The sequence below is a fragment of the Corynebacterium sp. ZY180755 genome (assembly GCF_054331495.1).
This window is the reverse complement of record NZ_CM135811.1, coordinates 240,609-253,328: the sequence shown is the minus strand read 5'-3', so window position 1 is coordinate 253,328 and position 12,720 is coordinate 240,609. Positions and strand designations below refer to the sequence as shown.

The window sequence follows — 12,720 nt, the reverse complement described above, 5'->3', positions numbered from 1 at the left end:
CTGACCTACCCCACCATAAGGGTAAGTTGCAGAATCCAGCAGCAGAGAAGGCATGAAAAAATCCCCCCAAGATCAACCTTGGAGGGATTGCATAAAGACTGCGGTGCGCCTTAGATTGCGGTGACGCTCTGAGCCTGTGGGCCCTTAGCGCCTTCACCAATCTCGAACTCAACGCGCTGGTTCTCCTCGAGGGTGCGGAAGCCGCTGCCCTGGATCTCGGAATAGTGAACGAATACGTCTGCGCTGCCATCCTCTGGAGCGATGAAACCGAAGCCCTTTTCAGCGTTGAACCACTTAACAGTTCCCTGTGCCATTGTAAAAATTCCTAACTAAGTGTACTTCTCGGTGTTTTTACCGAATTGCGGTGGGGTCGAACTCATCCTCACAATGCATTTCAAAACACCACAGGGAATAAAAAACATTTACAACCTGTAGATCTTGATCGTAAAAATGCTTACTGTACGTGTGCACTTCAATGTCATCACCGGAACAATTGCACATCAGGAGACAAACTTACTCAGGCACGAGCCAAAGCAAACTTGAAGCGAGAATTCTGCCCGAAGCAGATATGCAGCTTATTTTGGTAAATAGTTGGTTACAAGCGCGCAGCTCTAGCGACCAACAACAGTCTGTCACGGATTACGGCTCCTGCATAGGGTTTCTTTTCAGGCATAATCGTAACCTGCAGCGTGCTCGTGTTTTTTAAACCAAAGTGAGGCTTAAGAATGGACAATTCTACCCCCATCACGGGGTATGATCCGGGGCAGCAACTAGGCGAAGAGCTCCTCTCATCCATCCGTACCACGCTCAAAGGCACCGAACCCACGCATGTCCGCACCATCGCCCCGAAGCAGGCAGTTTATGCCCAATGGCCGGAGTGGATTCATCCGCTTCTGCGGGATTTTCTCATCGATTCCGGAATTTCTCAGCCATTTAGCCACCAAGCTCAGTGCGCAGATCTTGCTTTTCATGGGCGTGACGTTGTAGTAGCCACCGGAACCAGCTCCGGAAAATCCTTGAGCTACCTCATGCCCATTTTGTCCACCCTCGCTGATGATGACACTGCCTGCGCCGTGTACATCACGCCCACCAAGGCACTGGGCAGCGATCAGCTGGCCAAGGTGAGTGATATCTGCCGAAACGTGGCTGCCCTAGAAGGCGCATATCCCTCACCCTATGACGGGGATACCCCTTCTGACGCCCGTGCCGGAATCCGTGACCAGTCCCGGTTCATCTTCACCAACCCAGACATGCTACACACCGGCATCCTGCCCAACCACCAGCGGTGGGCACGCCTTATTCGCCACCTGCGATTCATCGTGGTGGATGAGTGCCACTCCTACCGCGGAGTGTTTGGGGCAAATGTGGCACTGACGCTCAGACGCTTGCTGCGCGTATGTGCCCGCTACGGCTCCCACCCCGTGGTTATTTTCGCCTCCGCCACCAGCAATAACCCTGCCGAGCATGCGTCCAACCTCATTGGCCGCCCCGTGGTAGCGGTCGACCAAGACGGCGCGCCCACAGGCGCGCGAACCATCATGCTGTGGGAGCCAGGTTTTTACGAGGACGTTGAGGGCGAAAACGGCGCGCCGGTCAGGCGCGCGGCCACCACTGATGCCACGGCGATGATGGCAACCCTGATCAAGGAAGGCGCCCGCACCCTCACGTTCGTACGCTCGCGTCGGCAAGCAGAAACCGTCGCGCTGAGGTGCCAGGAAAGACTTGCCTCCGACGGCCGGTTTGACCTAGTCAAGCGCGTGGCCAGCTACCGCGCGGGGTACTTGGCGGAGGATCGGCGCAAGCTGGAAAGGCAACTCGATGACGGCACCCTGGTAGGCGTTGCCTCTACCAATGCCCTTGAGCTGGGCATTGACGTAGGCGGCCTTGACTGCGTGATCATGGCCGGTTACCCAGGCACCGTGGCCAGCTTCTGGCAGCAGGGTGGTCGAGCTGGCCGCCGCGGACAAGGATCGCTTGTGGTCCTGGTTGCTCGCGATGACCCCATGGACACTTTTTTAGTGCATCACCCTGAGGCGTTGTTGGGCAAGCCCATCGAGCGCACGGTCTTTAACCCAGCCAACCCCCATATTTTGCTCGGCCACATGTACTGCGCTGCACTCGAGGCACCCCTGAGCGATGAGGAGGTCGCCGCATTCCAGGCAGAAGCGGTGATGGAGGAGTTGGCTCGAATGGGCCATGTGCGCAAACGCCCTAAAGGGTGGTTTGCGGCGCTCGCACCGGGGCAGCCCTCACCGCATGAGCTGGTGAGCCTGCGTGGCACCGGCGAACAGTTCGCGATAGTAGATATCACGGACGGGCGCTTGCTGGGCACCATCGACTCCGCCCGCGCCGTCAGCGATGTCCACCCCGGCGCGGTATACCTGCATCAGGGAGAGAGTTTTGTCATCGCGGAACTGGACTTTGCACAGCACGTTGCTCTTGCGCGACCCGAGATGCCGGATTTCAGCACGCAGTCCCGTTCGGATACCCAGATTCGGATAGTAAAAGAACCTGACAAGGTAGTGAACCCGGCACCAGGGTTGTGGGTCTCTAACGTTGAGGTAGAAGTAATTACCCAGGTGATTGGCTACATTCGCCGCGCGCCTGATGGCACAATTGTGGAGCAGGTCCCTCTGGATATGCCTCCTAGCCAGCTGCGTACCCGCGCGGTTGCGTACACGGTGGATCCATTGGTTCTTGATGAGCTAGGGATTGAAGACATTCCGGGCACCCTGCACGCCGCGGAGCACGCAGCGATTGGCATGCTGCCACTTTTGGCCACGTGCGATCGTTGGGACATTGGTGGGGTGTCCACCCAGCGTCATCCGGATACGTTGCTGCCTACGGTGTTTGTTTATGACGGCCACCCAGGTGGTGCGGGCTTTGCGGACGAAGGATTTGATCGGTTCCCGCAGTGGATTGAATCCACGTTGGATGCCGTTGAGTCCTGCGCGTGTGAAGCCGGCTGCCCGTCTTGCGTTCAGTCGCCTAAGTGCGGCAATGGAAACAACCCTTTGGATAAGGCCGGAGCCATCACGCTGCTCAAGGCTCTGGTGGCGATGACGGCTGAGATGGGTTCCTAAACTGGCCCAGCTTTGGACACGGCGGACGACGGTCCCACGTCAACGGTAACGGTGACATCCGCCCCCTCGACGTGGCACCGCGTCATGACCCCACCGTTAGCCCTGGCCACATCGCCGGCCTTGTCACATGCGTTGTCCCCGCGGAATACCGCGTGTGCTCCAGCAATGGCGGCTAGGTCACTAGCGTTGCGCGCCTGATGGCTGGCAATGGTGTTGCCAATGATAGCCACCGCCACCATCACCGCCGTAGCAAGAAAGCAGGTAATGACGGCGGTGACAATAGTGGTGGATCCACGGTCATCCGCGCATAAAGGCTTACCCATGATGCTCCGTTGGAAAGATGGCCGTGGCACTGATCTCACCAACAACACTGGGCACCGACACCGTGGCAGTGGTCAACCCTGCGCTTTCGGAATAGCTCACAGTGGCCCCCTCTGCTGCGTAGGGCACTCCAATGGCACGGGAGCGCGCAGCTGCGCCTGCCTGATCAATGGCGGACACATACGCACCGAGTACGCTCATGCCTCCCAGCACCATGGAGGCCACGAGGGCAAGAATGCCTATGCCCCAGGCAGTTTCCAGTGATGTCACACCACGGTCATCATCAATGATCATCATGGGCGGGTATTGAGTGCATCGGTGATGATTGACTCGAATGCGTCTTGCACCACGCCGCTGGACACCACCATGTACAGCGCCGTGGCGATGGCAACGGCGGTCAGCGCTGTCAACGCATATTCCAAGGTAGTCATTCCGCGCTCGTCCTCGGCCAAGCGGGCCACAGAGGCGCCTGCGCACCCACACCCGTACTCGGCCTCCTCCATCGTGGTGGCTTCCGCGATGATTTCTGGTTCTTGCTTAGTCATTACGGTCATGATGTTCTCCTTCTTTTAAGGGTTAAAGGACAGTGAGTCCAAGGTTGAAAATCAACGGCACAAGGCCTAGCACTATGAATGCCGGGAGGAAGCACAGCGATAGCGGCGCGGCGATCATGACGCCAGCCTTTTCTGCTCGTGCTACTGCGGCATCCTGTGCCTGTTGTTCCAGCTGCTGCGCAATGCGCGCACAACCGGCGCTCATTGCCGCACCTGAACGTGATGCGTTGCGTGCCACCACCGCTATTTCTTCCAGTCCAGGAACTAAGGCCAACTCTGCCCAGGCAGCCTGTGACGGGACGCCCACGGCAAGCATGGTGGCCAATCGTGACCACGCCATGACCTCGGTGGTGCTCGCTACCGCTTCCGCAGCGGTAGCGGGGCTTAAGCCAGCAGTCAGACACGCGCTCAGCAGTCTCAATTCGCTAGCCCTGTCTAGTAATTCGGCAGAATCTCTGCTGCCACGCAACGCTTTCGCCCACAACGAAGGCTCCGGTGGTCCATCACGCGGGCGCACCACTGGAGACTGGTCCCCGGCAACTAACGCCGACCTCATTGATTGGGGCCACACAAACAGCGCGGCGGCTAGGGCTAGCATGAGCGGAAGATAATCAGCTATTACCACGACCTTTTACCTCCTACATCGCAGCCATGATGATCTTGTGGCTCAACGCAACACCTGCGCACAGCAACCCCACGCCAACCACGAGGATCACACCGCCGATGCCACCGCCAAAGAGGAATCCCAGGGTGTCCACGCCTAGGGCGTAGCCCATTGCTATGCCCAGCAACGGCAGCAGTGAGAGAATCCCCGCCGTCGCCTGCGCGCCCTGTAGCGATGCCGCAGTTGCTGAACCGTGGCGGGCGGTAGCGTCAATGCGCTGTTGCGCGTTACCCAACAGCTCAGTAAGGGAGATGCCGTACTTCTCCGCGACCGTCCACACAGCCACCAGCGGCTTCAGCTGTGGAATTCCTCGCGCGTGCCGCTCTAGTGCCTGGGCGCCGCTTCGCCCAGCACGCGTGGTGCGACCTGCAATGGTGAGCGCCGTTGCCAACTCCACATCGGATATTTCCTCCGCAGCCTGAGATACAGCGGCGCCGATTTCCGCCCCTGAGCGCAAGTCCGCCGTGACTAGCCCAAGAAACCGGGCCACCTGGAGCTGCGTCCTTCCCTCCGCACGTGTGCGCAACTGCTGTGAGACAACCCTCCACGCCACAACCGCCACGAGCAGACCGGCAATGACGGTGGCCAGATAATCCCGTGCCAATACCAGCACCGCAATGACACCCAACACGGCAAGCGCAATTGTTGCGCCCCGACGCACGGCCGGATGCACCACCGGGCGATCTCCGTTACCCAACCTGCCGCGTGGACTCGCTCCCCACAGCTCCAGTGCTACAGCTACCATGAGCGCGCTCAACACCGTCATGGCTTCTCCTTTAGTTCCCAGAAAACATGAACCTCCACTGGGTTGCCTGCCAGCTCACCGATCCGTACCAACTTGCGCCCGTCAGCGTCACGACGCATGGCCAACACCAGCGGGCGCGCCGCAGCCAGCTGCGCCTGCAGCGCATCGCGCTCCATTCCGCCACGCGCAGCCAGCGCCTCAAGGCGCGCCGGCACCTCATAAATGTCATTAGCGTGAATAGTTCCCGCACATCCGTCATGACCTGTGTTGAGTGCTGCTAAGAGGTCCACCACTTCACCACCACGGATCTCGCCCAGCACGATGCGGTCTGGGCGCATGCGCAGGGATTGCTTCAGCAGATCGCTCATGGTCACCTCACCTATTCCCTCCGCATTGCTGGTTCGGGTAGTCAGGCTGACCAAGTGAGGATGGTTCGGGTTGAGCTCCTGCGTGTCCTCAATGCAGATGAGGCGACGGTGATCCTCAACGTTGGCGAGCATGGCAGCCAGCAGGGTAGTTTTTCCGGATCCAGTCCCGCCCACCACGAGGAAGGAGCGGTTTGCTGCCACGATGTTGCGCAGCATCTCTAAGACGTCATCATCAAAGGTTCCGTTGTCACGCAGCTGCTCAAGGTTCTCAGTGGATTGGCGCAGCACACGAAGCGATAGGCACGTTCCAGAATTGGAGGGCGGACTCAAGAGGGCATGGACTCTTAGGACTGTGCCATCGGGTCTTGTGAATCGCCCGTCCGCAAAACATTGGGCATCATCGATTCTGCGGCCGGTAGCGGCCAGCAACCGGGTGGCCAACCTGCGCACGCTGTCATCGCTGTCGAATCGAATCCCGGCGCGCTCGAGACCATTGCCACGATCAAACCAGACGCTGTCTGGGCCATTGACCACAATGTCGGTCACGTTGTTAATGCTGAGCAATTCTTCCAGCTCACCTATGCCGTAACTATCGTGGCGCAGTTTTCTCAAGATATGTAGAACCTCCACATCTGAGAGGACCACGTTCGCTTCCTCGCGAACGACTGAAGCTATGTGGTCTGAATCCGCCGGATTATCGGCTAGCCTGCGTTGGACTTTTTCCGCCACTCGCACGAGAAAATCGGGGTCTTTCCTGCTCATAGTGCACCCGCTTTCACGTGGGCGATGATGGCTTTCGCACACTTTTCTACTGCGCTGGGGAGGCCGCGACCTATACCTTGCAGTTCAATTGTCTTGGCTAGCTTCTTCACGGTGGGCAGTTCCGCGATGACGGTGGCTGAGGTGATGCTTTCAATTTCTTGGATGCTCAGCCCTGACCATCCGCGGTGGCGGACCACAATGGTGCACCCCACCCGTGATTGCTTCAAGCGGTCTACCAGAATCTTTGCGCGTGCTACGGCCTGGATTTCACTGGGCACCACTATGACTACATGGTCAGCCACTGCTACCGCCGCGGAGAATTCCTCACCGTAATAGGGGCAGTCGATTACTACGTCACCTGTGCTTGCCAGCAGGTCTACGGCGGTGGCGATTTCTTCTGGGGCAACGGTGTCTGCTGATAGCCGAGCACTGGTAAGTACAGCTTGGCCAGCCTTGACGTGCGGCAAAGCATTCTTGAGATCGGATGCCGCGATGTTTCCGCTACCCAAGGCCACATCATTGAATCTCACCCCCGCGGCGTCTTCCACGCCCATGAGGAGATCGAGCCCTCCGGACAGCGGCACCGCGTCCACCAACGTGCTGTCCTTCTGCACAATCGTCAACGCTGCTGCCAGCGTGGAGGCACCAGATCCGCCCACCGCGCCGATCACACATGTGACTAGGCCACGTCCACCACTGCGCTGCGCAGGGTTGTCGGTGCGGCCGATGATCTGCAGGAGCTGCGGTGCTTGTGCCGGGATCACCAGTGCGTGGTCTGCGTGCACCGTCATGGCCAGCTCGAAATCTGCTGGGCCAGGCTCTGGGAAGATCAGGACCTTGGTGACGCCCGCGGCAACGCCAGCCAAGGCTGGCGCCGTGGTTGGGTCGGCAAGCACAACCGAGACCTTTGACCCTAGGCGCTCAATGTCACGCGGATCCACGGTGTCAATAACTCCCCGCCCAGTGGCGGCAATGACCGTGGCCACTTCAGGTGCCAATACAGGATCAGAAATGGCCATCAATACTGGCGTGGCCTTCCCAGTGCGCGCAACCTCAGCAGGCGGTGTCACCACTGGAGCCTGGCGCGGCGGGCGCATTGGGGGCGCTGGCGTGGTGGGTGCTTGGGGAGCCTCATTCCAGTAATCAGGAAACTCAGGCACGTTGGCGGTAAAGGGCTGTGAATTGTGTGTGGTGTTCAGTACTGTGCTCATGTCCCCCACTAAAACCCACGAGCCCGCTACCTCGCTGGCACAGGCCAATCAACCTGTGGATAACCCACTTTTTGTTGACAATTCAACAACTTGGCTGTGGATAACTGCCAAAAAAGGGCGGTTCGCGCTAGGGGGGGGTAAAACGCGAACCGCCAAACTCGGCCACAGGGGGGGGCGGGCCGAGGCAGGCCGCACTGTATATCGGGGCCATGCGAATGCAATTATGACACATAAGTTTTCCTACCTGCAAGGATCCAGCGCACGCCCGGCACTCGCGTCGCGAAAGTGGCAAAAAAGACTAAGCTGTGAGAGGTGATGGTAAGAAACGAGCACACCTTGGCGGACGAGGGCTCTGCCGGACAGGAATCACCCAGCACTGACATCGTGCTGGCGCGCAATCGTGCCGTTGCCTTTTTTGATCTTGATAAGACCATCATTGCCACGTCCTCCGCGTTTGCATACGGCAAAGAGTTCCTCAACTCGGGACTCATTACGCCAGTGGAAGCACTGCAGATGTCTATGGCCAAGGCCACCTACATGTTCTCTGGGCACAGCAGCGAACAAATGGACTCCACACGTGACCAGCTAGCTGCCATGGTCACCGGCTGGGAAGTGGAGCAAGTCAAAGAGATCGCACAGCAAACCATGGAAGTGGTGGTGGCTCCCACCATCTACGCCGAGGCACGCGATTTAATTAAGGATCACCAGCTCAAAGGCCACGATGTGGTGATCATTTCCGCATCCGCCCGCGAGCTCGTGGAGCCAATCGCCCGCGAACTAGGAATCTCCACGGTGGTTGCTACCGAACTAGCCAGCCAGGATGGAAAGTACACAGGCGAGGTCACCTTCTACTGCAAGGGTGCGGCCAAGGCTCAGGCGATTGAGGATTTAGCCCAACAGCGTGGGTACAACCTGGACCGCAGCTACGCTTATTCGGATTCCGCCACGGACATCCCCATGCTCGAGGCGGTGGCCCACCCAGTGGTAATTAACCCAGACCGAGCTCTTCGCAGGATTGCTACCGAGCGTGGCTGGGAATGTCGCATATTTAAAAACCCCGTTCCGCTCTTCCAGATGCCCACGGGTAAGGAAATTGGCATCTCAACCGGCGTAGTTGCTGCCGTTGCAGCGGTGACCGCGGGCGGGATGTGGCTAGCAAAGAAGAAGGGCGACCCTAAAGCGGGCTAGCTTGCAGCCCGAGCAATAGATTCAGCTTCTGCGGCGCCGGCCTCCCACGCGGCAAGGTGGAGCACAATGTAGTTTTCCACCCCGTCTGGGCTGCGGAATTCTTCTATCGCTTGATCAAACTCCTTCCTATGGCGCCGGACATAGGTCTCAGGGACACACAGCCCCCTCGGGTCAAGACCACTGGCCACCGCCGCGAGCCTAGCAGCCACCGCAGCAATAGTGGCGCTACGGATACCAAAGAATTCTTTACTCGCCACTTCGCCCTGCACCACCGCAGCTAGTAACGGGTTATCTTTGGCAGCAGAAATCACCCGCCCCAAAAGTTCCAGCTCTTCCGGGGCCTTGACCGGCTGCCCTGTACCACCTAGCGCTACGTCCAGGCGGGCGAAGATTTGCAATGGGGAGCGGAGAAAGATTCGGGCAGACTCCTCCACTGTGCCAGGCGCTAACACACTGAAGGCACTAATGACCTGTTGTTCGCTGAGCTGTGGCGCCAAGTCTGCCGCCACCTTCGCTCCCCTCAGTGTGGCCTCAGAGCTAGTGATCTCCACTTTGCGCAGGTTCACGGGACGCCGATGCACGGCGTTGATTGCTTCGCGCGCCTTGCCCAGCGCTTCCGCCACGTCAGTACGGGTTAAAAGGTGCGCTAACGGATCCGTTTTCACAGTGTGAGTGTCCCCTCCTTCAGCAGACGTACTTGCCAAGTAAAACGCGACCAATTGTAACCGCTCATGCAGGATATGAGGCTGGGGAGAGCTTTTTTGTTCTCCTTTTTGTTTCCGCAGTAATTCTTCTTCTATTCACCTGGAAATCTACCCTGAACTGGTATTTTTAGCTTTGACCAGAATTTATTAGGCATTTTTTAAGACTACAGTTTCGCAACAATAACTCTGCGAAATGGACGTTGAGCCGAATTTCGTGGCACGATAGTTGTTATTGACACTGCTGTATTAGCTAAAAAATCTTCTTGGAGGAATTAAACCCGTGAGCAACAACGATGGCATGTTTACTACTGGCCCTTCCCAGTTTGACGCTGAGGTCAACTCAATTCCACTGAGCGATGTAGACAGCGGCACCCGCAACTCCATCGGCGCACTGGTTAGTGATGCAACCTCCCAGATGTCTTCCTTGGTTCGTTCTGAGATCGAACTGGCTAAGACCGAGCTCGCTGGTGAGGCCAAGAAGGGCGCTATTGGCGGCGGCCTGTTTGGTGTAGCTGGTGTTGTTGCACTCTACAGCTCCTTCTTCTTTTTCTTCTTCCTCGCAGAACTGCTGGCGGACCTGTGGCTTGACCGTTGGGCTGCCTTCCTGATCGTATTCCTGATCATGCTGGTTCTGGCGGCGGTCTTGGGCCTGATCGGTTTCTCCAAGGTCAAGAAGATTGGAAAGCCAAAGGAGACCATCCGCTCCGTTAACGAGCTCAAGAACTTGGTTCCTGGCAAGGCTGAGAAGCAGCTGGAAAACTCCAAGAATCACGGTCTCTACTCTTAAGAAGTAGCCTGATACCTGTTCCACGTCTTAACCACCTATGCTGGTTAGGACGTGGTTTTCTTATTGCTTGTTGGAGAAGGAGAGAGCTAACGTGCGAAGCGTTTCACCTAAGGTGGTCAACTTAGATGGTTTCCACCACCAGATGCTCCACACGCGCGGCGTGCGCTTGCATGCTGTTACCGCCGGTGATCCTCAGGATCCTCTCATAGTTTTGCTGCATGACTCTTTTGGCTGCTGGGTAGATTACCGCCGCGTCCTTGCCCCACTTGCTGAACAAGGCTTCCACGTAGCGGCATTGGATCTACGCGGCTACGGCATGTCGGATAAGCCACCGCAGGGATACGATCTGCGTCATTCCACGGGCGATGTCGCGGGCGCTATCCGCACCCTCGGTCACCAAAAAGCACATGTGGTGGGCGCCGGTATCGGCGCCACGATAGCGTGGACCCTTGCCACTTCCCACCCCAACCACGTGGAGTCCATCATCACCGTGGGGTCTATTCACCCCTTGGATATGCGCAAGGCTGTGACCTTAAAGCCGTGGATGTTCTCCAACTACATTGCCACCCATGCGGCGGTGCGCACCCCTAGCTTTTTGTTGAAATCGATGTGGCGTAACCGCCACTCCTTCTTAGCGCGCGATCTCCGCAATGCCACGAGTTTGCCTTATCAGGAGTCTGCGGCTTTTGTGGCGGACTTAGAGTTGCGCGAGCAGGCAATGCGCATTGAATCCACCTTCCCCGCTGTTGTGCGTACTACCCGATTAGGGATGGCCTTACCGCCGTCCAAATGGGCGTCCATCCCGGTGGCTAGTCGTGTGATGATGCTGCTGGATGGTTCTCGCCAGCAGGCATCTCTTCTGGGGCCTGCGTCCAAGCGCTGTATTCACCCGATTCACTCGATCACCCTCAAGGGCACGCGCCTGCGCCCCCACCTAGAGAACCCAGAGGCCTTTGCTACCGCTGTTGCGCACTTCGCTCGTGGCTAGCTAAGCACAGGTGCACATTAACCACGAGCCTCCGTAAAGTGCGCACCCTAGTTGATTACGCACTCCTGAGTGCTTACTGGTGTGTTGAGCGCGGCAATATTTCCAAGTGCAGTTTGTACTTCCTGCGCGGTGAGGGCGTAGCCGATGTCAGAGGTGTCCACGCTGGAGCCGAATACAACGCCAAGGACGTTGCCGTTGTTGTCTACGATCGGGCCTCCGGAGTTGCCTTGGCGGATGGTGCCGCGGACTGTGTAGGATTCGCGTTCTACTCGGCCAGTGGCGTAGATGTCTGGGCCTGAGATGGCGATGCGATCAGCGATGCGTGCAGGGGCGGCTTCGAATGGGCCTGATTCAGGGAAGCCCATCACAATGGCGTCTGCACCGCTTTGCGCCGCTTGTGGCGCCCACGTGAGCGCTGGGAGATCAATTCCGTCTGATTTGAGGACCGCAATATCGAGGTCTGGGTTGTAGTAGACAACCTCGGAATCGTAGACACCAGCCACGGTGTCTAGCCTTACCGTTGAGGTGCCAGCCACCACGTGGGCGTTGGTGATGACGTGGTTGCTGTCAATCACGAATCCCGATCCCATGAGCCGGCGTGCGCAGCGTTGTGATTCGCCCATCACGTGGATGACAGACGGCCGCAGCTGTTCAACGAGTTCCGTGTTTTCCACCTTGATGGCTGGAGCCGCAACAGATGCGGAGTCTGCTTGAGTAAATGGCGAGACTAGTGGCGGCAAGCCAGACTCATTGAGCATGGCGGAGATTTTGGAAGGAAGAGTGGACAGCACCGGAGGGGTGTTGTCATCCACAAACCCCAGAACCTTAGAGTTTCTTACCCCGTCCGCTATTGGCCCTGGCAATCCGGATGCCAGCGGGATGGCAACCAACCAGACCACGATCAGGGTGGCGAGTGCTTGGAATACCGATCCCACGGCGCTGTCGAGTCGCATGGTGGTTTTCCACCTGATTTGGTCGCGCATTGCACCACCGAGGATTCCTCCCACGATGTTGCCAATTCCGACCAACAGGATGACTACGCCAAGACCTAGAAGTAATCGCAGTGCCACGGCATCTGTCATGCCCATCACCGTTGGCGCCAGCGCCGCGCCGCAGATGAGGCCAGCAACCACACCAACGGTGGACAGGATGGATGAGAATGCGCCTTGCCGCCATCCGGCGATGAGCGCAGCAATGACGGCAACGATGATGAGGCCATCAGTGATCACGCCAGGAGTCAGCTCCAAGGTATTCCCACTTCCGTTGTGTTGGTCATTACTTACAAGAAGTTACACGCTTGCCTAAGACAATGACGTCCTAGATTGTATTTTTCGGACAATTGTGC

Annotated in this window: 14 protein-coding genes; 4 read left to right on the top strand and 10 right to left on the bottom strand. The window is 57.9% G+C overall.

From position 1 onward, the window contains the following. Positions 1–110 precede the first annotated feature (110 nt). Entirely contained in the window at positions 111–314 is a 204-nt protein-coding gene (locus tag ACXM2N_RS01200) for a cold-shock protein (protein ID WP_458489237.1), read from the bottom strand. Between the two features lie 411 nt (positions 315–725). Here ACXM2N_RS01200 and ACXM2N_RS01195 point away from each other — a divergent pair, with 411 nt between their 5' ends. Beyond that, positions 726–3,083, top strand: coding sequence for a DEAD/DEAH box helicase (locus ACXM2N_RS01195; RefSeq protein ID WP_458489235.1), 2,358 nt, complete (start codon positions 726–728; stop codon positions 3,081–3,083). On the opposite strand, the gene ACXM2N_RS01190 is transcribed toward ACXM2N_RS01195, so the two are convergent. From ACXM2N_RS01190 to ssd, 7 genes are all read right to left on the bottom strand, one after another. Next, positions 3,080–3,406 carry an Rv3654c family TadE-like protein gene (locus ACXM2N_RS01190; protein WP_458489233.1) on the bottom strand — a complete coding sequence of 109 codons (327 nt, stop codon included), beginning with the start codon at positions 3,404–3,406 and terminating at the stop codon, positions 3,080–3,082. The genes ACXM2N_RS01195 and ACXM2N_RS01190 overlap by 4 nt on opposite strands. Beyond that, positions 3,399–3,701: a hypothetical protein gene (locus tag ACXM2N_RS01185; RefSeq protein ID WP_458489231.1), complete on the bottom strand. Its 303-nt coding sequence runs from the start codon at positions 3,699–3,701 to the stop codon at positions 3,399–3,401. Before ACXM2N_RS01185 ends, ACXM2N_RS01190 begins: the two co-directional genes overlap by 8 nt. After that, positions 3,698–3,949 (bottom strand): DUF4244 domain-containing protein, encoded by a 252-nt coding sequence (locus ACXM2N_RS01180; protein ID WP_458489229.1) that lies wholly within the window; start codon positions 3,947–3,949, stop codon positions 3,698–3,700. Before ACXM2N_RS01180 ends, ACXM2N_RS01185 begins: the two co-directional genes overlap by 4 nt. A gap of 31 nt (positions 3,950–3,980) precedes the next feature. Continuing rightward, positions 3,981–4,379, bottom strand: a complete 399-nt coding sequence (locus tag ACXM2N_RS01175; RefSeq protein ID WP_458489227.1) for a type II secretion system F family protein — start codon at positions 4,377–4,379, stop codon at positions 3,981–3,983. A gap of 217 nt (positions 4,380–4,596) precedes the next feature. Further along, entirely contained in the window at positions 4,597–5,388 is a 792-nt protein-coding gene (locus ACXM2N_RS01170; RefSeq protein ID WP_458489225.1) for a type II secretion system F family protein, read from the bottom strand. After that, positions 5,385–6,497: a TadA family conjugal transfer-associated ATPase gene (locus ACXM2N_RS01165; RefSeq protein WP_458489223.1), complete on the bottom strand. Its 1,113-nt coding sequence runs from the start codon at positions 6,495–6,497 to the stop codon at positions 5,385–5,387. Before ACXM2N_RS01165 ends, ACXM2N_RS01170 begins: the two co-directional genes overlap by 4 nt. After that, on the bottom strand, positions 6,494–7,708 hold the full coding sequence (ssd, locus tag ACXM2N_RS01160; protein WP_458489221.1) for a septum site-determining protein Ssd: 1,215 nt from the start codon (positions 7,706–7,708) through the stop codon (positions 6,494–6,496). The genes ACXM2N_RS01165 and ssd overlap by 4 nt, the downstream gene beginning before the upstream one ends. Before the next feature lie 315 nt (positions 7,709–8,023). Between ssd and ACXM2N_RS01155 the strand changes: the two genes are divergently transcribed. Beyond that, on the top strand, positions 8,024–8,896 hold the full coding sequence (locus tag ACXM2N_RS01155) for an HAD family hydrolase (protein ID WP_458490935.1): 873 nt from the start codon (positions 8,024–8,026) through the stop codon (positions 8,894–8,896). On the opposite strand, the gene ACXM2N_RS01150 is transcribed toward ACXM2N_RS01155, so the two are convergent. After that, the gene (locus ACXM2N_RS01150; RefSeq protein WP_458489219.1) at positions 8,893–9,561 is read right to left on the bottom strand and encodes a hypothetical protein; all 669 of its coding nucleotides are present in this window, start codon (positions 9,559–9,561) and stop codon (positions 8,893–8,895) included. The genes ACXM2N_RS01155 and ACXM2N_RS01150 overlap by 4 nt on opposite strands. 319 nt (positions 9,562–9,880) lie before the next feature. Between ACXM2N_RS01150 and ACXM2N_RS01145 the strand changes: the two genes are divergently transcribed. Together ACXM2N_RS01145 and ACXM2N_RS01140 are read left to right on the top strand one after the other, a co-directional pair. Beyond that, complete coding sequence (locus ACXM2N_RS01145) at positions 9,881–10,387, top strand: phage holin family protein (RefSeq protein WP_458489217.1); 507 nt, start codon at positions 9,881–9,883, stop codon at positions 10,385–10,387. A gap of 70 nt (positions 10,388–10,457) precedes the next feature. Further along, entirely contained in the window at positions 10,458–11,375 is a 918-nt protein-coding gene (locus tag ACXM2N_RS01140; protein ID WP_458490933.1) for an alpha/beta fold hydrolase, read from the top strand. A 47-nt stretch (positions 11,376–11,422) separates the two neighbouring features. Here ACXM2N_RS01140 and ACXM2N_RS01135 read toward each other — a convergent pair whose 3' ends face one another. Continuing rightward, a complete protein-coding gene (locus ACXM2N_RS01135; protein WP_458490931.1) occupies positions 11,423–12,616 on the bottom strand; it encodes a MarP family serine protease in 1,194 nt (397 codons plus the stop codon). Between the last annotated feature and the right edge of the window lie 104 nt (positions 12,617–12,720).